The organism is Paucibacter aquatile, assembly GCF_002885975.1.
In the GTDB taxonomy this organism is placed as follows: domain Bacteria; phylum Pseudomonadota; class Gammaproteobacteria; order Burkholderiales; family Burkholderiaceae_C; genus Paucibacter_A; species Paucibacter_A aquatilis.
In genome coordinates this window covers 1,552,862-1,578,058 of sequence record NZ_POSP01000003.1, presented here as the reverse complement: position 1 = coordinate 1,578,058, position 25,197 = coordinate 1,552,862, and the positions used below count along the sequence as shown (strand labels likewise).

The window sequence follows — 25,197 nt, the reverse complement described above, 5'->3', positions numbered from 1 at the left end:
TCGAGGGAAAGCCGTCTTGTCTGCCTTCAGCCGGTGCGCCGCGGGTGGCGAGCGGCCTGGCCCTCGTTGCCGCGCTTGTAGTTGCCGGTGATCTTGGCCATAGCCTGCTGGCCTTGCTCGAAGCTGCCGGTGTTCAGGATGTGAAGCAGGGCCATGGCGCGGTTGCCGCGCAGCAGGGCCGCCTGGCGGCCCTCGCGCAGCACTTCCAGGCTGCCGTCCTTGCGCTCGCGGTGGCTGAAACCCAGATCGAATGGGCGGGTCGGGGCCGGGTTGAAGTCCTCGCCGTCCTCAGCCGGTGCGGCGGGCTTGTTCATGGTTTTTTGCCTCGCGCCATGATCTTGCCTTCGAACTTGCGCCAGTACTGGAACTCGTCCTCATGGACTTCGATGTCCAGCTCGGCCACGCGTTGCTGCATGCGCTCCTGCACATCGGCCACCGCCTGGTTGTAGATCAGCGGCCCGATCTCTTCCAGAAAAAAGCCCAGCAGGCCGCCGGCAGCGATATTGCCGATGGGCTCGTCCATGTGGTGCTCGAAGTAGCGCTCGATCGAGCGAATCGCTTGCTCGCGGGCGGCTTTGGGGATTTCGATGCTCATGGTGTGTCGTTGGCCTTGCTCACTCAATGGCTCGCGATTTGACCACCGCATAGCGCGCCAGCGTGGCCGCGCGGGCCTCATCGTGGCGCACGATGGGCGTGGGGTAGTCGCGGCCCAGCACCACGCGGCAGGCTTCCAGCTCCAACGGTTTGGCCAGCCAGGGCGCGTGGATCAGCTTGGGCGGCAGCTTGGCCAGTTGGGGCAGGTAGCGCTTGATGAACTTGCCCTCGGGGTCGAACTTCTCGCTCTGCGTCACCGGGTTGAAGATGCGGAAATAGGGTTGGGCATCGCAGCCGCTGGATGAGGCCCATTGCCAGCCGCCGTTGTTGGCGGCCAGGTCAAAGTCCAGCAGCTTCTCGGCGAAATAGGCCTCGCCGCGCCGCCAATCAATACCGAGGTCCTTGATCAGGAAGCAGGCCGTCACCATGCGCAGGCGGTTGTGCATGTAGCCGCTCTGGTTCAGCTGCAGCATGGCCGCATCGACCAGGGGGTAGCCGGTCCGGCCCTCGCACCAGGCTTCGAACAGATGATCGGCCGCCGGGCCGCTGTCCCAGGTGATGGCGTCGTACTCGGGTCGGAAGGCCCGCACCATGGCATGCGGGTGGTGGTGCATGACCTGGTGGTAGAAATCGCGCCAGATCAGCTCGGAGAGCCAGACCTCGGCGCCACGGTCGCCGCCCTGGGCGCGCTGCCAGGCCTCGCGCGCCAGGCGCCGGATCGAGATGGTGCCAAAGCGCAGGTGCAGGCTCAGGTAGCTGGGGCCCTTGACGGCGGGGAAGTTGCGCGAGGCCTCGTACTGGTCCATGCGGTCGAGAAACTCCTCGAACAAGGCCTCGGCGCCGGAGGCACCCGCGCCCAGATGCGGGCTCAGATCGGTGGGCTCGAAGCCGATCTCGGCCAGGCTGGGTACGCCGCGGGCCAGGGCCGTGGGGGCCAGGGCCGCCGCGTGCCGCGCTACGGGATAGCTGCGCAGATAAAAGTCGTTGATCTGGCGCAGCCAGGCGTTTTTGTAGGGGGTGAACACGCCGTAGGGCTTGCCTGCGCCGGTCAGCACCTCGCTGCGCTCGAACACCACATGGTCCTTGAACGTGCGCAGCTGGCAGGCAAAGCTGGCCAGGGCTTCGGCCACCTGGGCGTCGCGGGACAGGGCCGCGGGCTCGTCGTCGTGGTTGCAGAACACCGCCTGCACTTCCAGCTCGGCCGCCAGGCGCGGGATCTCCTCGGCTGCCCGGCCATGGCGCACGATCAGGCCGCCTCCGGGGCAGAGCGCGCGCAGGCTGGTGTCCAGCTCGACCAGGCTGCGCAGGATGAAATCGACCCGGCGGTCGCTGCGGGGCAGGGCGTCGAGGATGTCGCGGTCCAGCACGAAGACGCAGAAGACCTGGTCCGCCGCTCGCAAGGCCCGGTACAGGGCGGCCTGGTCGTCCACACGCAGTTCGCGGCGGAACCAGACCAGGGCGCGCGGCACGCTGCCGGCGGGGGCGGGAGTTTGATCGGGGGCATTTATTGGGCGCGTCATCCCGATAGTGTCGCCCGCGAATAAAATGCCTGCATGCCTCAAGATCGGATCGTCCTCGCCAACCAGTTCCTGATCGCCATGCCGGGCATGGCCGACGAGGCCTTCGCCGGCAGCGTCGTCTACCTCTGTGAACACAATGAAAAAGGCGCGCTGGGCCTGGTCATCAACAAGCCCATCTCCCTGACCCTGGGCAGTTTGTTCGAAAAGGTCGAGCTGAGCCCGCCCAGCGATGAACTGGCTGCCACGGCCGTCTACTACGGTGGCCCGGTGCAGACCGAGCGCGGTTTCGTGCTGCACGAGCCGCTGGACGCCGAAGGCAAGCATTACAACGCCACCCTGGCCGTGCCCGGTGGCCTGGAAATGACCACCAGCCGCGATGTGCTGGAGGCCTTGTCCAACGGCGCTGGCCCGCGCCGCGTGCTGGTCACCCTGGGCTACAGCGGCTGGGCCGCCGGCCAGCTGGAAGAAGAAATTGGCCGCAATGGCTGGCTGACCGTGGACGCCGAGCCCAACATCATCTTCGACACCCCGGTGGAGCAGCGCTACGAACGCGCGTTGGGCCTGTTGGGCGTGGACCCTCGCATGCTGAGCCAAGAGGCCGGTCACGCATGACCGCGCCGGCCCCAGCGACCCCCATTCCCGCACCGGCCGCCGCCGCCGTGCAGACGGCCCTGGCTTTTGACTACGGCAGCCGCCGTGTCGGCGTGGCCTATGGCAGCCGCTTCACCGGCCAGGCCGAGCCGCAGCGCCACATCGCTGTCGAGGGCGAAGCGCGCATGCAGGCGATCGAGAAGCTGGTGCGCGAGTGGCAGCCCCAGGCCCTGGTCATCGGCGTGCCTTTCCACCCCGATGGCGCCGAACACGAGATCACCGCCCGCGCGCGCAAATTTGGCCGCCAACTTAAGAGCCGCCTGCGCCTGCCCGTCTTCGAGGTGGACGAGCGCTACACCAGCGTCGAGGCCGAGAGCCAGGGCGCGCGCGATGTCGATTCGGCCGCGGCCGCCCTGATTCTTGAACAGTTTTTCAGAGAGAACACATGAGCACTTTGCTACTGGATGCCGAGGCGATCTATGCCGATCTGCTGCGCGGCGTGCAAAAACTCTGGCAGCCCGAGGCGGCGCTGGTGGGCATCTGGTCGGGCGGCGCCTGGCTGGCCGAGCGGCTGCAGCGCGATCTGGGCCTGGCCGGCCAGGCCGGCGTGATCTCCAGCTCCCTGCACCGCGATGACTTCGGCTCCAAGGGCATGTCGGCCAAGGCCGACCACACCAAGCTGCCTTTCGAGGTGGAAGGCCGCCACATCGTCCTGATCGACGATGTGCTCTACACCGGCCGCACCACGCGCGCCGTGATCAACGAGCTCTTCGATTTCGGCCGCCCGGCCAGCGTCACCCTGGCGGTGCTGGTGGACCGTGGCGGGCGCCAGCTGCCGATCGAGCCAGCCTTCTCGGCCGCGCGCGTGCATCTGCCGGCCGAACAGCGTCTGCGCCTGGCCAAGAGCGAGGACGGCCGTTTCAGTTTTGATGTCAAGGAAGGCTGAACGCCATGCTCTCCAAACGCAACCCCCAGCTGAACAAGCACGGTGAGCTGGTTCACCTCTTGTCCATCGAAGGCCTGCCCCAGGCCATCATTCACCAGATTCTGGACACGGCCGGCACTTTTCTCTCGGTCAACGACCGTGAGGTCAAGAAGGTGCCGCTGCTGCGCGGCAAGTCGGTGTTCAATCTGTTCTTCGAGAACAGCACCCGCACCCGCACCACCTTCGAGATCGCGGCCAAGCGCCTGTCGGCCGATGTGCTGAACCTCGACATCGCCCGCTCCAGCACCGCCAAGGGCGAAACCCTGCTGGATACGGTGGCCAATCTCTCGGCCATGCATGCCGATATGTTCGTGGTGCGCCACAGCGAATCGGGCGCGCCCTATCTGATCGCCCAGCATTGCGCGCCCCATGTGCATGTGGTCAATGCCGGTGATGGCCGCCATGCGCACCCGACGCAAGGCTTGCTGGATATGTACACGATCCGGCACTTCAAGAAGGACTTCCGCAATCTGACCGTGGCCATCGTCGGCGACATCGTGCACTCGCGCGTGGCCCGCTCCGACATCCATGCGCTGAACATCCTGGGCGTGCCCGAGATCCGCGCCGTCGGCCCCAAAACCCTGGTGCCGGGCGACCTCAAGGACATGGGTGTGCGCGTCTGCCACGACATGGCCGAGGGCGTCCGCGATGCCGACGTCATCATCATGCTGCGCCTGCAGAACGAGCGCATGAGCGGCGCCATGCTGCCCAGCGCCGGCGAGTTCTTCAAGAACTTTGGCCTGACGCCCGAGAAGTTGGCCCTGGCCAAGCCCGATGCCATCGTCATGCACCCGGGCCCCATCAACCGGGGCGTGGAAATCGCCTCCACCGTGGCCGATGGCGCGCAAAGCGTGATCCTGCCGCAGGTGACCTTCGGCATCGCCGTGCGCATGGCGGTCATGTCCATCCTCGCTGGAAACGAAGCATGAAGATGAGCCCACCCCCGATGCGCTTCGCGCCTCCCCCTCAAGGGGGCGAGCCCAGTGGCCCGGCAAAGCCGGTTCCACGGGCTCTGCTGGGTGAAGTCGGCGAGGTCCATGGCCTGGCATGTGTTGCTGCACAGGAGTTCTGCAAGTGAAGATTCTTATCAAAGGCGGGCGTTTGATCGACCCGGCCAGCGGCCTGGACCGCATCGGCGACCTGGCCATCGCCAACGGCCGCATCGTCGGCCTCGGCGATGTCGGTGAGTTTTCGGCCGAGCGCGTCATCGAGGCCGGCGGCCTGGTGGTGGCGCCGGGCCTGGTGGACCTGGCGGCGCGCCTGCGCGAACCCGGCCATGAGCACGAAGGCATGCTCGAGAGCGAGCTGGCTGCGGCAGCGGCCGGTGGCGTGACCAGCCTGGTCTGCCCGCCCGACACCGACCCGGTGCTGGACGAGCCCGGCCTGGTCGAGATGCTCAAGTTCCGCGCCCGCAAGCTGAGCCGCTGCCGGCTCTTCCCGCTGGGCGCGCTGACGACGCATTTGAGCGGTGAGTCGCTGACCGAGATGGCCGAGCTGACCGAGGCCGGCTGCATCGGCTTCTCGCAGGCCGACCAGCCCATCCGTGACACCCTGGTGCTGGCCCGCGCCCTGTTGTACGCGGCCACCTACGACTACACCGTCTGGCTGCGCCCGCTCGATGCCTATCTGTCCGGCGGCGTGGCCGCCAGCGGCGCGGTGGCCACCCGCCTGGGCCTGTCCGGTGTGCCGGTGACGGCCGAAACCGTGGCCTTGCACACCATCTTCGAGCTGATGCGCTCGACCGGTGCGCGCGTCCACCTCTGCCGCATCTCCAGCGCGGCCGGTGTGGCCCTGGTGCGTGCGGCCAAGCAGGAGGGCCTCAAGGTGACGGCCGATGTGTCCATCAACTCCCTGCACCTCAGCGATGTGGACATCGGCTACTTCAATCCGGCCATGCGCCTGAACCCGCCGCTGCGCCAGGGCCGCGACCGCGACGCCCTGCGCGCCGGCCTGGCCGATGGCACGCTGGATGCGCTGGTGTCGGACCACATGCCGGTCGCTCCCGACGAGAAGAACGTGCCTTTCGCTGAAGCCACGCCGGGCGCCACCGGCCTGGAGTTGCTCCTGAGCCTGGCCCTGCGCTGGGGCCAGGACAGCGGCCTGACCCTGGTGCAAAGCCTGGGCGTGGTCACGGCCGCGCCAGTGCGCGTGCTGGGCAGCACCCTGGGCTCGCTGGGCGCCAGCGCGGGCCGTCTGGTCGAGGGCGGTGTGGCCGATGTCTGCGTCTTCGACCCGGCCGCCAGCTGGGCGGTCACGCCCGAGCGCCTGAGCAGCCAGGGCAAGCACACGCCCTTTGCCTACGAGATCAGCGGCTTCGAGCTGCCGGCCCAGGTGCGCTACACGGTGGTGGCCGGCCATATGGCTTTCGAAGCCGCGGCTGCGCGCTGAGATGCGCAATCTGCTCGCCGCCTGGCGCTTGCTGCGCTTTGTCCTGCATGTCTTGCACGGGCTCTTGATGATCAAGCTGCTGTTCCCGAGCCTGAGCTTGGGGCAGCGCCACCACCGCATCCGCTGGTGGTCCGGCAAGATGCTGGCGCTGATGGGTGTGCGCCTGCAGCTCCAGGGTCAGGCCCGGCCGGGCCCCAAGCTGATCGTCGCCAACCATGTGTCCTGGCTGGACATTGCGGCCGTGCATGCGGTGCTTCCCGAAGCGCGCTTCGTCTCCAAGGCCGATGTCAAGCATTGGCCGGTGGTGGGCGCGCTGACCGAGGGGGTGGGCACCTTGTTCATCGAGCGCGCCAGCAAGCGCGACGCGCTGCGCGTGGTGCACCAGATGGCCGATGCGCTCAAGGCGGGCGACACCGTGGCCGTCTTTCCCGAGGGCACGACCGGGGCTGGCCCCGAGCTGCTGCCTTTCCACGGCAATCTGCTGCAGGCGGCCATCGCCACCGAGACAGTGATCCAGCCTCTGGCCCTGCGCTGGCATGAGCCGGGCGAGCGCTTCAGCAGCTCAGCCCGCTTCATCGGCGACACCACCATGATCGCCAGCCTCTGGACCGTGCTCAAGGCGCGCGGCGTGGGCATCGACATCCAGATCCTGCCAGCTCTCGAGAGCGCGCATGCCGACCGCCGCGCCCTGGCTGAGCATGTGCGCGAGCAGATCGCCGCGGCCTTGGCTGCGAATTGACACAAAAGCCTGGTAGATGGGGCCGGGTGAGGGCAGGCGAGTCCGTTAAAGTGGCTGGATGAGCGCCAACCCGCTGCCCAAGAGTTCGCTGTCCATTCGCCGCGTCGGCATCGACACCTGGCGCGAGAACGTGGCCTATCTGCACCGCGACTGCCCGGTGGTGCGGGCGGCGGGCTTCCAGGCCCTGTCCAAGGTCGAGATCCACACCCGCAACGGCCAGGGGCCACGCAGCATCCTGGCGGTGCTCAATGTGGTGGACGATGAGCGCATCGTCAGCGCCTGCGAGCTGGGCCTGAGCGAAGAGGCTTTTGCCCGCCTGGGCGTGGTCGAGGGCCATGCAGCCACGATTGCCCATGCCGAGCCGCCGGGATCGATTGCCGCCTTGCACCGCAAGATCAATGGCGAGCGCCTGGGCCGCGAGGAACTGGCCGCCATCATCCGTGACGTGGCGCAAGCGCGTTACTCCAAGATCGAGCTGGCCGCCTTTGTGGTGGCCACCAACCAGTACGAGCTGGACCGCGAAGAGGTGCTGCACTTGACCGAGGCCATGATTGCCGTCGGCCGACGTCTGGACTGGAAGGGCCAGGTCGGCGCCGGCCCCGTGGTGGACAAGCATTGCATTGGCGGCATTCCGGGCAACCGCACCTCCATGCTGGTGGTGCCCATCGTCGCCGCCCACGGCATGCTCTGCCCCAAGACCAGCTCGCGCGCCATCACCTCGCCCTCGGGCACGGCCGACACCATGGAGGTGCTGGCGAATGTGGAGCTGGGTTTCGAGCGCATGGTCGAGATCGTGCGCGCCACCCGCGCCTGCCTGGCCTGGGGCGGCACGGCCGATCTCTCGCCGGCCGATGACATCCTGATCTCGGTGGAGCGGCCGCTGTCCATCGACTCGCCCGGCCAGATGGTGGCCTCCATCCTGTCCAAGAAGATCGCAGCCGGCTCCACCCATCTGGTGCTGGACATCCCGGTCGGACCCAGCGCCAAGGTGCGATCGATGGTCGAGGCGCAGCGGCTCAAGAAGTTGTTTGAGTACGTGGCCGGCCATCTGCGCCTGCAGCTCGACGTGGTACTCAGCGATGGCCGCCAGCCTATCGGCCGCGGCATCGGCCCGGTGCTGGAGGCCCAGGATGTGATGCAGGTGCTGCAGTGCGACCCCGCCGCGCCGCAGGACCTGCGCCAGAAGGCCTTGCGACTGGCCGGCCGCATGATCGAGTTCGACCCCGATGTGCGCGGCGGCGAGGGCTACGCCATCGCCCGCGACATCCTTGAAAGCGGCCGCGCCCTGGCGCAGATGAATGCCATCATCGATGCCCAGGGTCGCCGCCAGGACATGCCGACCGTGGGGGCGCTGAGCTTCGAGGTGCGGGCACCGGCGGAGGGCCATGTCATCGCCATCGACAACCTGCGCATCGCCCGCGTGGCGCGCCTGGCCGGGGCGCCGCAGGTGGCGGGTGCCGGCCTGCTGCTGCTCAAGCGGCTCGGTGATCCGGTGCATGCGGGCGAGCCGCTCTACCGCATCCATGCCCAGTTCGAGGCCGATCTGCAGTTTGCCCGCGACCTGGCCGAAAAAGACTCGGGCTGCCAGATCGGCCGGCTCGACCAGCTGCCGCATGAATTTGCCAGCGGCTCCCTGTTCTCTCTCTGAAAGTGATTCGCCATCCATGAGCGATCTTCTGCATGCCCGGGCCCTGTTGCTGGCCTTCGAGGACGAGCGAGCGTTGGCCGAGGAACTGGCCGCCGCGCTGGCCGTGCCTTTGGCCTTCATCCGCCGCCATCGCTTCCCGGATGGCGAGCTGCGCCTGGTTCTGCCCAAGCCGCTGCCGCCCACGGTCTTCCTGTTGCGCGGCTTGCAGCAGCCGAACGAAAAGCTGGTTGAGCTCTTGATCGCCGCGCCGACCGCGCGCGAACTGGGTGCCGATCGCCTGGTGCTGGTCTCGCCCTATCTGGCCTATATGCGCCAGGATATGGAGTTCACGCCCGGCGAGGCGGTCAGCCAGCGCCATATCGCCCGCCTGCTGGCCCAGCAGTTCAACCACGTGATCACCCTGGACCCGCATCTGCACCGCATCGCCAGCCTTGATGAGGTGATGCCGGCCGGGGCCGGCTTTGCGCTCTCGGTGGCACCGGTGCTGGGTGCCTGGATTGCCGCGCATGTGCCGGGCGCGCTGCTGATCGGGCCCGATGAAGAGTCGGCGCAATGGGTCAGCGAGGCCGCCGCCGCAGGTGGCCTGGACCATGCCATCGGCCGCAAGGTGCGGCATGGCGACCACCAGGTCGAGCTGGCCTTGCCGGAGCTCGAGGTGAGCGGCCGGGCCGTTGTGTTGCTGGACGATATGGCCTCGACCGGTCGCACCCTGATCGGCGCGGCCCAGGGCTTGCTGGCCCGGGGGGCGGCCTCGGTCGATGTGGCCGTGACCCATGCCTTGTTCAACGGCGATGCCTTGCCGGCCCTGCAGGCCGCGGGCGTGCGCCATGTCTGGAGCAGCAACAGCGTGCCGCACGGCAGCAATGCCGTCAGCATCGTGCCGCTGCTGGCGGGGGTCTTGCGGCGCTGGTTGTGAAGGACTGAAGCGGCCGGGCTGCCGTCTCGGGCCCGGCCTTCCACAGCGTGCTGAGTGAGGAGTGGCTGAGCGCGATGCAATTGCTGAAGCTGGTGGCGGAACAGATCCAGGTGGGCGCGTCCTTGCCCTTCAATGTGCGCGATGCCGCCGGCGGCCTGCTGCTGGCCTGCGGGCAGAAGGTCTACAGCCAGACCCAGCTGCTGGCCCTGCTGGAGCGCGGCGTGTTTGCCGATGTGCAGGAACTGCAGGCCCTGCAAGCAGGGCAGGCCGTGCCGGCCGAGCCGCCCTCGCTGGCCTCGCGCTGGCAGCAGGCGGTCTGGTCGCTGGATCTGATGCTCAAGAGCCTGGGCGACAGCGAGCATTTCCTGGCCAACTGCGATGAGGTCACCACCGAGCTGATCACCCTGGCGCGCCAGGATGGCGATGTGGCGCTGTACCAGTCGGTGCGGCAGGAAAACCAGCAACTGCGCCTTTACGGCCTGACCCATTCCCTGCATGTGGCCACGCTCTGCCTGATGGTGGCGCAGCGCCTCGGATGGGCGGAATCGCGCCAGCGCTCGGCCGTCAAGGCGGCGCTGACCATGAATGCCAGCATCATCGAGCTGCAGGGGCGCTATGCCATGGCCGGCGGCCGCCTGACCGAGAGCCAGCGCGAGCAGATCCGCCGCCACCCCGAGGAGGCCACCAAGCGCCTGCGCGCCGCCGGCACGGCCGATGAGGAATGGCTGGTCGCCGTGGCCCAGCACCATGAGCAAGCGGGTGGCCGCGGTTATCCGCGCGGCCTGACCGAGGTGGAGGAGCTGGCGCGCCTGCTGCGCCTGGTCGATGTCTTCATGGCCAAGATCAGCGCCCGCACCAGCCGGCCGGCCATGGACATCAAGCTGGCCGCGCGCCAGACCTACGAGGCCGCCCCCGGCGACGCCATGGTGGCGGCGCTGATCAAGGAGTTCGGCATGTACCCGCCGGGTGAATTGCTGCGCCTGGCCAGCGGCGAGCTGGCCGTGGTGGTGCGGCGCGGCGCCAGCCTGCAATGCCCCGTGGTGATGACCCTGGTCGATGCCCAGGGCAAGGCCTGCGCCGTGCCCATGCGCCGCGACACCTCGCGGCCCGAGCATGCGGTGGCGGCCGTGGTGCCCGACAAAAGTCTGCTCGCACGCGTGCCCAGCGAGCGGCTCTACGGGCTCTACGGCCTGCATGGTCTGGATGCCTTGAATCCCCTGCACTGACCCCCTGCTTGCAGGGCGATGCCGGCGGCTGCGCCGCTGGTCGGGCCGCCAGTAGCGGCGTAGACTGGAGCGACAAGTGCGGCCTCGTTGGTGAGGCCGGCACGGGGTGCCATGAAGGCCCGGCTGCCCCGGGACATCAAACAGCGACGGAGTCCGCATCATGCAGTTGCTGAAGCTGGTCGCCAAGCAGCTCACCGTCGGTGAACCATTGCCTTTCAATGTGCGTGATGAGCTGGGCAGCCTGCTGCTGGCATGCGGCCAGGTCTTGCGCAGCGACGCCCAGCTGGAGATGCTGCTGGGCCGCGGCATGTATGCCGATGTCGAGGAAATCAGGGCCCTGGCGGCCGGCCGCAAGGTGGCGGTGGCCACGCCGACGGTGTTCGCGCGCTGGAACCAACTGCCTTGGGCGCTGGACGTGCTGTTGAAGAATGTCAGCGTCGAGGCGGGCTTTGTGGCGGCCTGCGAGGAGCTGGCTCAGGAGCTGATCCGCCTGGTGCAGCGCGACCCCGATGTGGCCTTGTTCCAGGCCACGCGCCAGGAGTCGCATCAGCTGCGCAACTACGGGCTGACCCATGCCATGTTTGTCGCCACGGGCGTGCTCCTGCTGGCCCAGCGCCTGGGCTGGAGCGAAGCCCGCCAGCTCACGGCTGTGCAGGCTGCCTTGACCATGAACCTCAGCATCGTCGATCTGCAAGGGCGCTTTGCCGTGCACGGCCGCATGACCGAAGAACAGCGCGCCCAGCTGCGTGCCCATCCGGACACGGCCGAGGCGCAGCTGCGTGCCGCCGGGGTTGAGGATGAGGAATGGCTGCAAGCGGTGCGCGAGCACCACGAGCATGCCGATGGACAGGGCTATCCGCGCGGTTTGAGTCAGGTGTCGGAGCTGGCCGAGCTGCTTCGCCTGATGGATGTGTTCATGGCCAAGATCAGCCGGCGCGAGTCGCGCCCGGCCTTGGCGGTCAAAGAGGCCGAGCGGCAGGCTTACGCCTTGATGCCCGGCAGCCCCTTCGTTGCTGCGCTGGTCAAGGAGGTGGGCATCTATCCGCCCGGCGAGCTGGTCAATCTGGCCAGCGGCGAGCGTGCGGTGGTGATCCGTCGGGGCGCCAGCATGTCGACGCCCCTGGTGGCGGCGCTGACCGATCGCAAAGGCTTGCCGATCACCCAGACGCCCAAACGCGACTGCGCTCAGCGCGAATTCTCGATCGCCGCGCTGGAGTCTGACAAGACCTTGGTCAGCCGCGTACCGCTGGAGCGGCTGTACGGCCTGCTCACCTGAGGGGCCCTGCGGCCCCGAGGGTCAGGCCTTGCCCTGGCTGGCCACGGCGGCCGCTGCCTTGGCCGCGGCTTCGGCGTCGCCGAGGTAGTAGCTCTTGATCGGCTTGAGATCGGCATCGAGCTCATAGACCAAGGGGATGCCGTTGGGGATGTTGACGCCAACGATGTCGTTGTCGCCAATGCCGTCCAGGTACTTGACCAGGGCACGGATGCTGTTGCCGTGGGCGGCGATCACCACGCGCTTGCCCAGCTTGATGGCCGGAGCCACGCTGCCTTCCCAGAAGGGCAGGACGCGGGCCACCGTGTCTTTCAGGCACTCGGTCAGCGGAATGTCCTCGGGGTCCATCTTGGCGTAGCGCAGATCGCCGCGCTCGCTGCGCGGGTCGCTGGGTTCCATGGCCGGCGGCGGGGTGTCGTAGCTGCGGCGCCAGACCAGCAGCTGTTCGTCACCGTACTGCTTGGCGATATCGGCCTTGTTCAGACCTTGCAGCGAGCCGTAATGGCGCTCGTTCAGGCGCCAGCTGTGGACGACCGGCAACCAGGTGCGGTCCATTTGATCCAAACAATGCCAAAGCGTCCAAACCGCACGCTTGAGCATCGAGGTGTAAGCCACGTCAAAGTCAAGGCCTGCATCCTTGATCAAGCGCCCGGCCTGTTTGGCCTGCTCCACACCGGTGGGGGTCAGGTCAACATCGGTCCAGCCGGTGAAACGGTTTTCGAGGTTCCAGGTGGATTCGCCATGGCGAATGAGCACGAGTTTGTACATGGACATTGCTTGATAGGGCCGCCCAATTTGGGCTGCTTGGATTCTACGGGCCCGCTATCGCAAGTCATGCTTCACGCTTGCTTGCGATTCGTACTCAAGTCTGTGGCGTCGGGGCCGACAACGTCTGTACAGAGTTGGGCGTTGGGCGCACATTTGTGCGGCACGCCTGTTTTTTGCTGTTCATAAAGGAGACATTCATGAGAATTGGAACTGCTGTGTTCCTGACGCCAGTGGCCCTGGCCTTGCTCACACTGGCCGGTGGCGCCCAAGCCCAAGCGGCCGGCGATTCTGCGTTTTCCTTTTCCGGTTTTGGCACCTTGGGTCTGGTCAAGTCCAGCTCGGACACCGGCAAGTACGCCCTCTACAGCCAGCCGCGCGGCGCCGACACCTCGGTCACCGGCGAAGTCGACAGCAAGTTAGGCTTGCAGGTCACAGCCCGCGCCAACGCCATGTTCTCGGGCACCGTGCAGGTGCTGACCAAGCAGGACGGCAAGGGCAAGTTCACGCCGGGCCTGGAGTGGGCCTTCGTCAAGGCCCAGGTCTCGCCGAATCTGGCCCTGCGCCTGGGCCGCATGGGCGGCCCGTTCTTCGCGGTTTCGGATTTCCGTGATGTGGGCTACGCCAACACCTGGCTGCGTCCGCCGCAGGATGTCTACGGTCAGGTGCCGGTCAGCCATTTCGACGGTGCCGATGTCAGCTACCAAACTTCGCTGGGCTCGGCCACCGTGACGGCGCAACTCTACGGAGGCAAATCCTCGTCCTATGTCACCGGCGTCAAGGTGGAGCTGGACAAGGTCTTGGGCGTCAACGCCAGCGCTGAGCTGGAAGGCGGCGTGACCCTGCGCGTCGGCCATGTCAGCAGCAAGCTGACGGCGCACAGCACGACTCTGGCCACCATCGTGGCCGGTCTGCGCAACCCGCAACTGGCCGCGTTGAGCCCGCGCTTTGCTGCTCTGGGCAACGAGCTGGATGGTACGAACAAGACGGCCACATTCACCGGCATCGGCGCCAGTTATGACCAAGGCGACTGGTTGGCCAATTTCGAGTACACCCAGCGCCGCACCGACTCTTATGTCTCTGACACCAACGGCTGGTACTTCACCTTGGGCCACCGATTCGGCAAGTTCACGCCCTACCTGACCTTGTCCAAGCTCAAGGTGGCGGACGCCAACGCTGTCAACGACATCCCGGCACCAACGCCTGGGCTGGCCCAGCTGAAGGGGGGCGTCAGCCTGGTGCTGGCCGGACAAGCCACCGACCAGAAAACCACCGGCTTGGGCCTGCGTTGGGACGCCTACCGCAATATCGCGATCAAGGCGCAGTACGAACGCATCCAGCCCAAGACTCAAGGTCTGTTCCTGGTGCCTGTCAACGGCACCGTGGTCGGCAATGTCAATGTCTACAGCATCGCTGTGGACACCGTGTTTTGAGACGGAGGCCTGACATGAATCGCAAGCATCTGATCTCTCTGAACTCGCGCGCTCTGCGTCTGGCTTTCGGCATGGCTTTGGGTTTCTCGGCCCTGGCTGCACAAGCTCAGGTGGCAGTGATCGTCAACAGCAAGAGCCCGACGGCCAGCATGACGGCCGATCAAGTGGCCACCATCTTCCTGGGCAAGTCCAATGTGCTGCCCAGCGGTGCGGCGGCTGCAGCCACCGATCTGCCAGACGGTTCGCCCGTGCGCGACCAGTTCTACAGCAAGGTGACCGGCAAGCAAGGCCCGCAGGTCAAGGCCGCGTGGTCACGCCTGGTCTTTTCAGGCAAGGCCACGCCGCCTAAAGAGCTGGCTTCGGCGGCCGAAGTCAAGAAGTTCGTGGCGGCCAATCCCGATGCCATCGGCTACATCGAGAAATCTGCCGTGGACGGCAGCGTCAAGGTGGTCCTGAGCGTAGACTGATCCAACGCTCAACCTGGATGCGCCGTCGGGCGCGGCGCATCAGCACTGGAGGTTCGAATGAATGTAAAGACCAGAATCTGGCTCTTGCCTGTGTTTGCAGCGTTGATCTTTGCCATTGGCATTGCCGTGGTGTGGGGCTTCTCGGCTCGCACCTCCTCGGCCATCAACGCCGTAGGTCAAGTTCACTATCCCTATGTGGACGCCACCACGCAACTGGCCGCCCAGCTGGAAGCATTGGGCGCCACCATTCAAAGTGCCGTGGCCGAGGGCGAGAAGAAGCGTCTGGATGAAGCGAAGGAGCGCGCCAGCAGCATTCGCAAGCTGCTGGAAGCCATCGCCAAGATCGAAGGCAAGGGGGATACCGCCGCCAAGCTGAAGTCGGGCTTTGATGCTTACTTTGCGGCTTCGGTGGACACGGCCGAGCTGTTCCTTGGTATCAAGCAAGGCGATCAAGCCGGTGCGATTCCCAAGATGCAGGCCGCGCTCAAGACCCTGGATGCCGAGGTCAAGGCGGCTCGTGTCGATGCCAGCGAAGGTTTCGAGAGCGGCCTGCACAAGGCCGAAGGTGGCGTGTCCGCCAGTCTCTTCGCCATCCTGATCAGCGGTTTGGTTGTGGTGGTGGCACTGGGAGTTGGATCCTTCCTGGTGATCGGCAGCGTCTGGCGTCAGCTGGGTGGTGAGCCTGAATACGCTCGCGATGTGATGCGTCAGATGGCCGATGGCGATCTGTCCCAGGACATTCACGTGGCACCTGGCGCAGAAGGCAGCTTGCTGGATGCGGTGCGCGCCATGTCGCAAGGCCTGGCCGCCATCGTCAGTGATGTGCGCATGGGCACCGATTCCATGTCGGTGGCCTCACGCGAAATCGCGGTCGGCAACCATGACTTGTCGGTGCGGACCGAGAAGCAGGCCACTTCGTTGGAGCAGACCTCCGGCAATATGCAGACCCTGACCGACACCGTGCGTCAGAGCGCCGAAGCGGCAGCCCAGGCCAATCAACTGGCTGGTTCGGCCGCGACCGTGGCGCGCAAGGGTGGCGAGGTGGTGGCTCAGGTGGTCTCGACCATGGAAGAGATCAACACCAGCTCCAAGAAGATCAACGACATCATCGGCGTGATCGATGGCATCGCCTTCCAGACCAACATCCTGGCGCTGAATGCTGCCGTCGAGGCGGCGCGTGCGGGCGAGCAGGGCCGCGGTTTTGCCGTGGTGGCCAGCGAAGTGCGCTCCCTGGCGCAGCGCTCGGCCGAAGCGGCCAAGGAGATCAAGTCCTTGATCGGCGCCAGCGTCGATCGTGTCGAGTCGGGCAGCCGCCTGGTGCGCGACGCCGGTGCCACCATGACCGAGATCGTGGCCAGTGTGCAGCGGGTGTCGGACATCATCGGTGAGGTGACTGCGGCCTCCGGCGAACAAAGTCAGGGCATCGGTCTGGTCAACCAGTCGGTGGTGCAGCTCGATCAGATGACGCAGCAGAATGCGGCACTGGTCGAGGAGGCCGCTGCCGCCGCCAGCAGCCTGGAGCAGCAAGCCCAGGCCTTGCAGGCGGCTGTGGCCACTTTCAAGCTGCGCTGACCGCGAATCTCGCGCTCCGAGCGCACAGCCCTGGTGTGCCAGGGCCTTCTTCCAGCCCGCCGCTGCTTTGCACCGGCGGGCTTTCTATAATCCCGCCTCCACTCTTTCACGGACGCCTCACGGCCGCTGCCCTTTGAACTTCTTGCTCGACAACTGGATTTTGGTCTTGGCTGCGTTGACCTCGGGCGGCCTCTTGCTCTGGCCCACGCTGGCGAGCGGCGCGCAGGGCGCTGCGGTCAACACGGCCGAAGCGGTGCGTTTGATGAATCGCGAAAAGGCGGTCTTGATCGACGTGTGCGAGCCGGCCGAGTTTGCGGCTGGCCATGTCGCCGGCGCTCGCAACGTGCCTTTGGCTTCGCTGGAGGGTCACAAAGGCCTGCCCAGCAACAAGAGCCTGCCGGTGATTGTGGTCTGCCAGAGCGGCGCCCGCGCGGCCCGCGCGGCGGCCCAACTGCGCAAGCTGGGCTATGAGAAAGCCCAGCCCCTGGCCGGTGGGCTGAATGCCTGGCGCGAAGCCAGCCTGCCGATCGAGAAGAGCGCCTGAGTCGGCTCGGCTTCCTGTCTCGCCTGGTTTTTGAGGAGTCGGCCATGAGCCACGTCAAGATGTACACCACCCAGGTCTGCCCGTTCTGCGTGCGGGCCAAGGCCTTGCTGAAGCAGCGCGGCGTCGAGCAGATCGAAGAAATCCGCATCGACCTGAACCCGGCCGAACGCGATGCCATGATGGCGCTGACCGGCCGCCGCACCGTGCCGCAGATCTTCATCGGTGAGACCCATGTCGGTGGTTGCGATGATTTGATCGCGCTGGACCAGCGCGGAGGCCTGCAGCCCTTGTTGCAAGCAGGCGCCTGATTCCGAAGCGGGTGGCTGGGGGCGCGCTGAACGCCCCTGGCGTCCGCCGGCCCGAATTCAAGAGCGGGCAGACCCCCACAGACTGAAATATTCGCTGCGCCATAATCAGCGCCGCTGCCCGCAGCAAAGAAGCTGGCGGGCCTTTACTTTTTTGGGAACCCCATCATGGCCGAAGAGAACAACACCCCCGTCTTCCAGATTCAGCGCATGTACCTGAAGGATCTGTCGCTGGAGCAACCCAACGCCCCGCAAATCCTGCTGGAACAAACCCAGCCCCAGGTGGACATCAACCTGGCCCTGGCCGCTGAGCCGGTGGTGGATGGCATCTTCGAAGTGTCCGTGACGGCCACCGTGACCACCAAGGTCGGCGACAAGACGCTGTTCCTGATCGAGGCCAAGCAAGCCGGTATCTTCGAGATCCGAAATGTGCCGCAAGAGCAGACCGAAGGCATCCTGGGCATCGTCTGCCCGCAGATGATTTACCCCTACTTGCGCGCTGTGGTGTCTGACGTTTGCACCCGCGCTGGCTTCCCGCCCGTGCTGCTGACCGAAGTCAACTTCCAAGCCATGTTCGAAGCTCAGCAAGCCGCACGCGAAGCAGCGGCCAACGGTGGCGACGCTGCCGCCGCGCCGACCCTGAACTGAGATGGACTGTCTGCTGGAGACCGGCGCAAGCCGGCCTCCGCGCGCCACGCCCCCGCTGTTGTTCGGCCGGGGCGTTTTGCATTTCGGGCTTCGTCGGTTTGCGCGGGCGCATGCAGAGCGGGGCCGGAGTACCTGTTTTGAAGGTTAAGCTGCTGCCATGAAGATCAGCATTCTTGGAGCCGGTGCCTGGGGTACGGCCTTGGCCGTGCAGGCCGCGGCCCGTCACGAGGTGGTGTTGTGGGCCCGCGATGCGTCGGCCGTGGCCGCCATGCGGGCCGAGGGCCGCAACCGCGCCTATTTGCCTGACACGCCGCTGCCCGAAGGCCTGCAGATCGAGGGTGATCTCGCCCGTGCCGTGGCCCATGCCTGCGAGGCGGCCGAGCCCGGATTGATCGTGGTGGCCACGCCCATGGCCGGCCTGCGTGCCATGCTCGCGGCCTTGCCGGACGGGGCGCGTGTGCTCTGGTTGTGCAAGGGTTTCGAGGCCGGCACCGGCCTGCTGGGGCACGAGATCGCCCGCGCGGTACAGCCGCGCCTGCGTGTGGGCATTCTCTCGGGGCCCAGCTTTGCGCAAGAGGTGGCGGCGGGTCAGCCGACCGCCCTGGTGGCGGCCAGCGAGGATGAAGCCCTGGCACAGGCGGCCGTGGCGGCCTTCCACAGCGAACGCCTGCGCGTCTACACCTCGGCCGACCCGGTTGGCGTCGAGGTCGGCGGTGCGGTCAAGAATGTGATGGCCATCGCCGTTGGCGCAGCCGATGGTCTGCGTCTGCGCGCCGAGCGAGAAGGGCAGTTGCTCGATGCGCCGGGGCTCAATGCCCGCGCCGCCCTGATCACCCGCGGCCTCGCCGAGATGCTGCGCCTGGGCCTGGCCCTGGGTGCGCGCAGCGAGACCTTCATGGGCTTGTCGGGCATGGGCGATTTGGTGCTGACCGCCACCGGCGATCTGTCGCGCAACCGCCGGGTCGGCCTCTTGCTGGCCGATGGCCTGCCGCTGGCGCAGATCCTGCGCGAGCTGGGCCATGTCGCCGAAGGGGTGTACAGCGCGCCCACGGTGCTGGCGCGCGCCCGCGCCAAGGGTGTGGACATGCCCATCACCGAAGCCGTGGTGGCCGTGCTGGAAGGGCGTTTGAGCCCCGCCGATGCCGTGGACCTGCTGATGGGGCGTCAGGCCCGTTCCGAGCACTGAGCATGGTGCCCGCGCCTCGGAACTGTGGTTCTCGTCGTCTGCTGCTGGCGCTGGCCGCCTCGGGGCTGGTGCCACCGCTGCGCGCGGAGCCGGCCTGGCCAGCCGCACGGCCGATCAAGCTGATCGTGCCTTTTCCGGCCGGCAGCTCACCCGATCTGGTGGCGCGCTGGCTGGCCGAGCCGCTGGCCGCCGCCCAGGGGCAAACCGTGCTGGTCGAAAACCGGCCGGGCGCCGGCGGCAATGTCGGCACGGCGCTGGCAGCCCAGGCGGCGCCCGATGGCTATACCTTGCTGCTGACCATCCAGGGGCCGCTGGTGACGGCGCCCTTGCTCAACCCCAAGCTGCCCTACGACCCGCTGCGTGATCTGCGGCCCATCGGCCTGGTGGCCAGCTCGCCCAATGTGCTGGTGCTGGGCAGTGGGGTGAATGCGCGCGATTGCGCTGAGTTTGTCCGTCAGGCCCGTGTGCAAGGTGTGGCCTGGAACTACGGTAGCGTCGGCAATGGCAGTGCCTCGCACCTGGCCATGGAGTCCTTCAAGGCTCGCGCCGGCCTGGCTCTGACCCATGTGCCCTATGCCGGCTTCCCGCAGGTCACCAACGCCCTGCTCAGCGGCGAACTGCAGGCGGCCTTTATGGTGCCAGGTCTTGCCATGGCGCAGGTGAGGGCTGGCAAGCTCAAGGCCCTGGCCGTCAGCAGCCTGGGCCGGGTGGCGGCACTGGCCGATCTGCCTACCTTGGTGGAGCTGGGTTATCCGGGCTTTGAGGCCATTTCCTGGCAGGCCTTGCTGGCGCCGGCACGCACGCCCAGCGTCGTCGTCGAGCGCTTGTCGGCCGAGCTGCTGCGCATCTGCCGCAGCGATGCCTTTCGAGCCAAGCTGCTGGGGCTGTACTTCAGCGCGCAGGGGACCGCACCCGAGGGCTTGTTGAACCTGATGCGTGCGGATCGCCTGCACTGGGCTCAAGTGATCAAGATGGCCCAGGTCAAGGCCGACTGACCGAGTTCAAGCGGCTCAGGCCTGGCTGCCTTCGTAGCCGTTCTGGCGCCAGGCTTCGAACACCGCCACGGCCACGCTGTTGCTCAGATTCAAGCTGCGTTGGCCCGGGCGCATGGGCAGGCGCACGCGCTGCGCCTCGGGGAACTGCTCGCGCAGTTCGGGCGCCAGGCCGGCGGTTTCCGAGCCAAAGACCAGGAAGTCACCGGCCTGCCAGCGCATCTGCGCCAGCGGCTGGCTGCCGCGTGTGGTGAAGGCAAACAGGCGATCGGCCGGAGGCTGCACGGTGGCCAGAAAGGCGGCCCAGTCGCGGTGGCGGTGCACGGCGGTGTACTCGTGGTAATCCAGGCCGGCGCGTTGTAGCAGCCGGTCTTCCATGGAAAAGCCCAGCGGCTCGATCAGGTGCAGGCTGCAGCCGGTGTTGGCCGCCAGACGGATCACATTGCCGGTGTTGGGGGGAATCTCGGGTTGCACCAGAACGATGTGGAACATGGGTCGCATGAAGAAAATTTGGGGGAAAGGTCTGTCCTTGAGCGCCGCTCGGGATCACTGGCTCAGCGCCGGATGCTGTCGCTGCCGCCTTCCGGCGTGCGCGCCACCACCCAGGCCTCGACATGGGCCGCGCCGGCCTGGCGCAGCACGCGGGCGATCTCGAACACGGTGGCGCCGCTGGTCATCACATCGTCGAGCACAGCCACATGGCTGCCCCGCAGATCGGCCAGGCGGCCGGGCTCGACGGCGAAGGCCTGCTTCACATTGTGGCCGCGTTCTTGCAGAGGCAGGCGCGCCTGCTGGGTCGTGCTGCGCACGCGCAGCAGCAAATGCGCGTCGCAGGCCAGCTTGCGGCGGCGCGCCAGGGCCCGGGCCAGCTCGTAGCTCTGGTTGTAGCCGCGTTCCTTCAGCCGCTCGGGTGCCAGCGGCACGGGCAGCAGCCAGTCGGGCGGCTCGACCTGCGCGATGCTCAAGGCCTGCTGCAGGCGCTCCAGCAAGGTCTCGCGCAGATCCAGGGCCTGGTGGAATTTGTAGTGCTGCAGCAGGCCATCCCAGGGAAAGCTGTAGTCGAGGGCGGCAACCGTGCGGTCCAGGGGCGGCGGCTCGCGCAGGCAGCGGCCGCATTTGGCCTCGCGTCGGCCGCTCAGTTCGGGCGGCAGGCGTGCCGCGCAGGTCCAGCAGCGCGGGGCGGGGCGCGCGTAGCGCAGCAGACAGTCGGCGCAGACCCGGGCGGTGGACCAGGCACGGCAGACTGCGCATTGCCCGGGGCAGCGCATCAGCACCCGCTCGACCCAAGCGGGTTTGCCGGTCGCCGCATGCTGGGTTTCCATGGGCTCAATATACTGCCCGCCCATGGCCGATCCCTTGACTCCCCCTAGGACGGAAACGTCCGCCGCAGCCCCGTCTGCGCCCGCTGCCCGGCCGCAAGATCTGGATGTGAACGCCCTGCACCGGCAGGCGCGGCGCTTGGCCAGCATGGCCCAGACGCCTTGGCTGCATGAGGAGGTGGCCACTCGCATGGCCGAGCGCCTGGCCATCATCAAGCTGCAGCCGACACGCGTGCTGCAGTGGTCGGGCCTGCTGGGCGGCGGCGAAGCGGCCTTGCTGGCGGCCTACCCGCAAGCCGAGCACCGTGTGATCGAGCCCGACGCCGCCCTGGCCGAGCGCAGCCAGGCCTTGCACAAACGCTCCTGGTGGCAGAACGCGCTGGGCCGTGGCGCCACGGTGCAAGTGCAGGGCCCCCAGGCGATGGCGGGCTTGAAATCAACGCCAGAACAGGATCAGGTCGGCCTGGTCTGGGCCAATATGGCCTTGCACGCGGCACCCCATCCACCTGAGACCCTGGCGGCCTGGCATGGTGCTCTGCGGGTTGACGGGTTTCTGATGTTCTCTTGCCTGGGCCCCGACAGCTTTGTCGAATTGCGCCAGCTGTTTGAGCGCCAAGCTTGGGGGCGTGCCGGCCCGGACTGGTGGGACATGCATGACATCGGCGATCTGCTGGTGGGAGCCGGCTTTGCCGATCCCGTGATGGACCAGGAGCGCATTCAACTGACCTGGGCGCAAGCCGACGACCTTCTCAAAGACTTGCGCTTGTTGGGTGGCAATGTGGCGCCCGAGCGATTTGTCGGCTGCCGAGGCAAGACCTGGCACCAGAAGCTTTTGCAGGCCTTGGAAACATTGCGTCGGCCCGATGGCCGGCTGCATCTGAGCCTTGAAATCGTGTACGGGCACGCGTTCAAGCCGGTGCCGAAGATACGGGTAAGCCCTGAGACCAGCCTGACTTTGGAGCAGATGCGCGCGATGGTGCGTCGATCTGGGGGCTGATAGAGGCTTAAAGCGACAGTGGGTCGCGACATGCTGGGCTAAAATTCGCGTTTAGCCAAAATGCATGACCCATGACTTTAGGGTCAGACCATGCCAGCGTCTTTGACGAGCCTCAAAAGAAGCGCTGAAGCGGTTGCATCAATGGGCCGGCCGGGCAGTGAAACGGGTTCACGCCAGGGCTCTCATGAGACGAATTTGAAACAAGAGTGACGACCATGAAGATGATGAACGCACGAGTGCATCAGGCCGCGCGCCGCGTGGGGCAGCTGGCGCAAGTGGCCGCGGCGGCCGGCGCGATGCTGGTGGCCCAGACGGCCCTGGCAGCCCAGGCGGTCCAAGACCTGCCGGGTGGCCCTGCGGTCAATCAACTCAATCTGCACCCCCCGGTCACCCGCATTGCGGCCGACCAGATGTGGCTGCACAACTTCATGCTGATCATCTGCCTGGCCATTTTTGTGGCGGTGTTCGGCGTGATGTTCTATTCCATCTTCAAACATCGCAAATCCAAGGGCGCGGTGTCGGCCAACTTCCACGAAAGCGTGAAGGTTGAAATCGCCTGGACCGTGGTGCCTTTCATCATCGTCATCCTGATGGCCCTGCCGGCCACCAAGGTGGTGGTCGCGATGAAGGACACCACCAACGCAGATCTGACCATCAAGGCCACCGGCTACCAGTGGAAATGGGGTTATGACTACCTGAAGGGCGAGGGCGAGGGCATTGGCTTCCTGGCCACTTTGGACACGGCCCATCGCGCCATGTCCGACGCCGGCAAGCCGGCTGGCGATGACTACCTGCTGAAGGTGGACAACCCCCTGGTCGTGCCCGTCAACAAGAAGGTTCGGATCATCACCACCGCCAACGACGTCATTCACGCCTGGATGGTGCCGGCCTTTGGTGTCAAACAAGATGCCATCCCCGGCTTCGTCCGCGACACCTGGTTCAAGGCCGAGAAGATCGGTGATTTCTACGGCCAATGTGCCGAGCTGTGCGGCAAGGAGCACGCCTACATGCCCATCCACGTGAAGGTGGTGTCGGCAGAAGACTACTCCAAGTGGGTGGATGGCAAAAAGAAGGAGCTGGCCGCCAAGGCGGACGATCCGAGCAAGGTCTGGGAGCAAGCCGCCTTGGTGGCTCGCGGTGAAAAGGTCTACAACGCCAACTGCGCGGCCTGCCACAAGGCCGATGGTTCGGGCGCTGGTCCGATCAAAGCCCTGGTGGGTTCGCCGGTGGTGCTGGCGGAAGACAAGCTGGCTCAGATCAAGGTGCTGCTGAATGGCCAGAACAATGGCGCCATGCCGGCCTGGAAGCAATTGAGCGACACCGAGATCGCCGCGGTGATCACCTACACCAAGAACAGCTGGTCCAACAAGACCGGTCAGGTGGTGCAGCCGGCTGAAGTGCTGGCCGCCCGCAAGTGATGGGCTGAACGTCGACAAGCGTTGATAAAGGAAACAAGATGAGTGCAGTGCTTGGCCACCCCGGTCATGACGTTCATGACCATGACCACCACGATCACCACGCCCCCACGGGCTGGCGTCGTTGGGTCTTTGCCACCAACCACAAGGACATCGGTACCCTGTACCTGCTGTTCTCGTTCACCATGCTGATGATCGGCGGCATCTTGGCGCTGTGCATCCGCGCCGAGCTGTTCCAGCCCGGTCTTCAGTTCTTCAATCCGGAACTGTTCAACCAGTTCACCACCATGCACGGCCTCATCATGGTGTTCGGCGCCATCATGCCGGCCTTTGTGGGCTTCGCGAACTGGATGGTGCCGCTGCAGATCGGCGCGTCCGACATGGCTTTTGCCCGCATGAACAACTTCAGCTTCTGGCTGATGATTCCTGCGGCCATCATGTTGGTGGCGTCCTTCTTCATGCCGGGTGGCGCGCCTGCCGCCGGCTGGACGCTGTATGCGCCCCTGACCCTGCAGATGGGCCCCTCCATGGATGCCGGCATCTTCGCGATGCACATTCTGGGTGCCTCGTCCATCATGGGTTCGATCAACATCATCGTCACCATCCTGAACATGCGCGCACCCGGCATGACGCTGATGAAGATGCCGATGTTCTGCTGGACCTGGCTGATCACCGCTTACCTGCTGATCGCCGTCATGCCTGTGCTTGCCGGTGCCATCACCATGACGCTGACCGATCGTCACTTCGGTACCAGCTTCTTCAGCCCCGCTGGCGGCGGTGACCCGGTGATGTACCAGCACATCTTCTGGTTCTTCGGTCACCCCGAGGTCTACATCATGATCTTGCCGGCCTTCGGCATCGTCAGCCAGATCGTGCCGGCCTTCGCCCGCAAGAAACTGTTCGGTTATGCCTCCATGGTGTACGCCACGGCCTCGATTGCCATCCTGTCCTTCATCGTGTGGGCTCACCACATGTTCGCCACCGGCATGCCGGTGACGGGCCAGCTGTTCTTCATGTACGCCACGATGTTGATTGCCGTGCCCACGGGCGTGAAGATCTTCAACTGGCTGGCCACCATGTGGCGCGGTTCCATGACCTTTGAAGTTCCCATGCTGTGGGCCGTGGGTTTCATCTTCGTGTTCACCATGGGTGGCTTCACGGGTCTGATCTGCGCCATGGCGCCGATCGACATCCAGATCCAGGACACCTATTACGTCGTCGCCCACTTCCACTATGTGCTGGTGGCTGGTTCGCTGTACGCGCTGTTCGCTGGTGTCTACTACTGGGGTCCGAAGTGGACCGGCGTGATGTTCTCCGAGACGCGCGGCAAGATCCATTTCTGGGGCTCGCTGATCAGCTTCAACATCACCTTCTTCCCGATGCACTTCCTGGGTCTGGCCGGTATGCCCCGTCGCTATGCCGACTACCCGCTGCAGTTCGCTGATTTCAATGCCATCGCCTCCGTGGGCGCCTTTGCCTTCGGTCTGATGCAGGTGTACTTCTTCCTGTTCGTGGTCATCCCGATGATGCGCGGCAAGGGTGAGAAGGCTCCGCAAAAGCCCTGGGAAGCTGCAGAAGGCCTGGAGTGGGAAGTGCCGTCGCCGGCTCCCTTCCACACCTTTGAAGAGCCGCCCAAGCTGAACGCCAGCGCCACCAAGGTGATCGGCTGACACC

Annotated in this window: 27 protein-coding genes; 21 read left to right on the top strand and 6 right to left on the bottom strand. The window is 66.1% G+C overall.

Features of this window, described 5'->3' with window-relative positions:
• Window positions 1–26: 26 nt before the first annotated feature.
• Genes C1O66_RS10040 through C1O66_RS10030 form a run of 3 tightly spaced genes read right to left on the bottom strand, consistent with a single transcriptional unit; the run spans window position 27 to window position 2,114 of the window.
• The gene (locus tag C1O66_RS10040; protein ID WP_102767750.1) at window positions 27–314 is read right to left on the bottom strand and encodes a hypothetical protein; all 288 of its coding nucleotides are present in this window, start codon (window positions 312–314) and stop codon (window positions 27–29) included.
• A complete protein-coding gene (locus C1O66_RS10035) occupies window positions 311–595 on the bottom strand; it encodes a DUF2164 domain-containing protein (RefSeq protein ID WP_102767749.1) in 285 nt (94 codons plus the stop codon). The genes C1O66_RS10040 and C1O66_RS10035 overlap by 4 nt, the downstream gene beginning before the upstream one ends.
• 19 nt (window positions 596–614) lie before the next feature.
• Window positions 615–2,114: a cryptochrome/photolyase family protein gene (locus C1O66_RS10030; RefSeq protein WP_102767748.1), complete on the bottom strand. Its 1,500-nt coding sequence runs from the start codon at window positions 2,112–2,114 to the stop codon at window positions 615–617.
• 33 nt (window positions 2,115–2,147) lie between these two features.
• Here C1O66_RS10030 and C1O66_RS10025 point away from each other — a divergent pair, with 33 nt between their 5' ends.
• From C1O66_RS10025 to C1O66_RS09980, 10 genes are all read left to right on the top strand, one after another.
• Complete coding sequence (locus C1O66_RS10025; protein WP_102767747.1) at window positions 2,148–2,726, top strand: YqgE/AlgH family protein; 579 nt, start codon at window positions 2,148–2,150, stop codon at window positions 2,724–2,726.
• Window positions 2,723–3,154 carry a Holliday junction resolvase RuvX gene (gene ruvX / locus C1O66_RS10020; RefSeq protein WP_102767746.1) on the top strand — a complete coding sequence of 144 codons (432 nt, stop codon included), beginning with the start codon at window positions 2,723–2,725 and terminating at the stop codon, window positions 3,152–3,154. The genes C1O66_RS10025 and ruvX overlap by 4 nt, the downstream gene beginning before the upstream one ends.
• Complete coding sequence (gene pyrR / locus C1O66_RS10015; RefSeq protein WP_102767745.1) at window positions 3,151–3,651, top strand: bifunctional pyr operon transcriptional regulator/uracil phosphoribosyltransferase PyrR; 501 nt, start codon at window positions 3,151–3,153, stop codon at window positions 3,649–3,651. Before ruvX ends, pyrR begins: the two co-directional genes overlap by 4 nt.
• A gap of 5 nt (window positions 3,652–3,656) precedes the next feature.
• Window positions 3,657–4,619, top strand: coding sequence for an aspartate carbamoyltransferase catalytic subunit (locus C1O66_RS10010; RefSeq protein WP_102767744.1), 963 nt, complete (start codon window positions 3,657–3,659; stop codon window positions 4,617–4,619).
• A 145-nt stretch (window positions 4,620–4,764) separates the two neighbouring features.
• The gene (locus tag C1O66_RS10005; RefSeq protein WP_102767743.1) at window positions 4,765–6,078 is read left to right on the top strand and encodes a dihydroorotase; all 1,314 of its coding nucleotides are present in this window, start codon (window positions 4,765–4,767) and stop codon (window positions 6,076–6,078) included.
• 1 nt (window position 6,079) lies between these two features.
• Window positions 6,080–6,817 (top strand): lysophospholipid acyltransferase family protein, encoded by a 738-nt coding sequence (locus C1O66_RS10000; protein WP_102767742.1) that lies wholly within the window; start codon window positions 6,080–6,082, stop codon window positions 6,815–6,817.
• A 58-nt stretch (window positions 6,818–6,875) separates the two neighbouring features.
• The gene (locus C1O66_RS09995) at window positions 6,876–8,465 is read left to right on the top strand and encodes a thymidine phosphorylase family protein (protein ID WP_102767741.1); all 1,590 of its coding nucleotides are present in this window, start codon (window positions 6,876–6,878) and stop codon (window positions 8,463–8,465) included.
• A gap of 16 nt (window positions 8,466–8,481) precedes the next feature.
• The gene (locus C1O66_RS09990; protein ID WP_102767740.1) at window positions 8,482–9,381 is read left to right on the top strand and encodes a ribose-phosphate diphosphokinase; all 900 of its coding nucleotides are present in this window, start codon (window positions 8,482–8,484) and stop codon (window positions 9,379–9,381) included.
• A 74-nt stretch (window positions 9,382–9,455) separates the two neighbouring features.
• On the top strand, window positions 9,456–10,607 hold the full coding sequence (locus tag C1O66_RS09985) for an HD-GYP domain-containing protein (protein ID WP_102767739.1): 1,152 nt from the start codon (window positions 9,456–9,458) through the stop codon (window positions 10,605–10,607).
• A gap of 160 nt (window positions 10,608–10,767) precedes the next feature.
• A complete protein-coding gene (locus C1O66_RS09980; RefSeq protein WP_102767738.1) occupies window positions 10,768–11,883 on the top strand; it encodes an HD-GYP domain-containing protein in 1,116 nt (371 codons plus the stop codon).
• A 21-nt stretch (window positions 11,884–11,904) separates the two neighbouring features.
• Here the strand turns inward: C1O66_RS09980 and gpmA are convergent, their stop codons facing one another.
• The gene (gpmA, locus tag C1O66_RS09975) at window positions 11,905–12,648 is read right to left on the bottom strand and encodes a 2,3-diphosphoglycerate-dependent phosphoglycerate mutase (RefSeq protein WP_102769582.1); all 744 of its coding nucleotides are present in this window, start codon (window positions 12,646–12,648) and stop codon (window positions 11,905–11,907) included.
• Window positions 12,649–12,845: 197 nt separating this feature from the next.
• On the opposite strand from gpmA, the gene C1O66_RS09970 reads away from it, so the two are divergent.
• The 8 genes from C1O66_RS09970 (at window position 12,846) to C1O66_RS09935 (ending at window position 19,795) form a co-directional block, all read left to right on the top strand.
• The gene (locus C1O66_RS09970) at window positions 12,846–14,078 is read left to right on the top strand and encodes a hypothetical protein (protein WP_133155159.1); all 1,233 of its coding nucleotides are present in this window, start codon (window positions 12,846–12,848) and stop codon (window positions 14,076–14,078) included.
• A gap of 14 nt (window positions 14,079–14,092) precedes the next feature.
• Entirely contained in the window at window positions 14,093–14,545 is a 453-nt protein-coding gene (locus C1O66_RS09965; RefSeq protein ID WP_223696471.1) for a type 2 periplasmic-binding domain-containing protein, read from the top strand.
• Between the two features lie 57 nt (window positions 14,546–14,602).
• On the top strand, window positions 14,603–16,117 hold the full coding sequence (locus C1O66_RS24610; protein WP_102767736.1) for a methyl-accepting chemotaxis protein: 1,515 nt from the start codon (window positions 14,603–14,605) through the stop codon (window positions 16,115–16,117).
• Between the two features lie 133 nt (window positions 16,118–16,250).
• A complete protein-coding gene (locus tag C1O66_RS09955; RefSeq protein WP_102767735.1) occupies window positions 16,251–16,661 on the top strand; it encodes a rhodanese-like domain-containing protein in 411 nt (136 codons plus the stop codon).
• Between the two features lie 44 nt (window positions 16,662–16,705).
• Entirely contained in the window at window positions 16,706–16,969 is a 264-nt protein-coding gene (grxC, locus tag C1O66_RS09950; RefSeq protein WP_102767734.1) for a glutaredoxin 3, read from the top strand.
• 165 nt (window positions 16,970–17,134) lie between these two features.
• Window positions 17,135–17,614, top strand: a complete 480-nt coding sequence (secB, locus tag C1O66_RS09945; RefSeq protein WP_102767733.1) for a protein-export chaperone SecB — start codon at window positions 17,135–17,137, stop codon at window positions 17,612–17,614.
• 157 nt (window positions 17,615–17,771) lie between these two features.
• Entirely contained in the window at window positions 17,772–18,800 is a 1,029-nt protein-coding gene (locus C1O66_RS09940; protein WP_102767732.1) for an NAD(P)H-dependent glycerol-3-phosphate dehydrogenase, read from the top strand.
• 2 nt (window positions 18,801–18,802) lie between these two features.
• The gene (locus C1O66_RS09935) at window positions 18,803–19,795 is read left to right on the top strand and encodes a Bug family tripartite tricarboxylate transporter substrate binding protein (RefSeq protein WP_102767731.1); all 993 of its coding nucleotides are present in this window, start codon (window positions 18,803–18,805) and stop codon (window positions 19,793–19,795) included.
• 15 nt (window positions 19,796–19,810) lie between these two features.
• Here the strand turns inward: C1O66_RS09935 and trmL are convergent, their stop codons facing one another.
• Together trmL and C1O66_RS09925 are read right to left on the bottom strand one after the other, a co-directional pair.
• On the bottom strand, window positions 19,811–20,284 hold the full coding sequence (trmL, locus tag C1O66_RS09930; protein WP_102767730.1) for a tRNA (uridine(34)/cytosine(34)/5-carboxymethylaminomethyluridine(34)-2'-O)-methyltransferase TrmL: 474 nt from the start codon (window positions 20,282–20,284) through the stop codon (window positions 19,811–19,813).
• Window positions 20,285–20,346: 62 nt separating this feature from the next.
• The gene (locus C1O66_RS09925) at window positions 20,347–21,114 is read right to left on the bottom strand and encodes a ComF family protein (RefSeq protein WP_102767729.1); all 768 of its coding nucleotides are present in this window, start codon (window positions 21,112–21,114) and stop codon (window positions 20,347–20,349) included.
• Window positions 21,115–21,220: 106 nt separating this feature from the next.
• Between C1O66_RS09925 and C1O66_RS09920 the strand changes: the two genes are divergently transcribed.
• The 3 genes from C1O66_RS09920 to ctaD all read left to right on the top strand — a co-directional run bounded on the left by C1O66_RS09920 (window position 21,221) and on the right by ctaD (window position 25,193).
• Complete coding sequence (locus tag C1O66_RS09920) at window positions 21,221–22,108, top strand: class I SAM-dependent methyltransferase (protein WP_243392764.1); 888 nt, start codon at window positions 21,221–21,223, stop codon at window positions 22,106–22,108.
• A 296-nt stretch (window positions 22,109–22,404) separates the two neighbouring features.
• Window positions 22,405–23,526, top strand: a complete 1,122-nt coding sequence (coxB, locus tag C1O66_RS09915; protein ID WP_102769579.1) for a cytochrome c oxidase subunit II — start codon at window positions 22,405–22,407, stop codon at window positions 23,524–23,526.
• A gap of 38 nt (window positions 23,527–23,564) precedes the next feature.
• Window positions 23,565–25,193, top strand: coding sequence for a cytochrome c oxidase subunit I (gene ctaD / locus C1O66_RS09910; protein ID WP_102767728.1), 1,629 nt, complete (start codon window positions 23,565–23,567; stop codon window positions 25,191–25,193).
• Window positions 25,194–25,197: the final 4 nt, after the last annotated feature.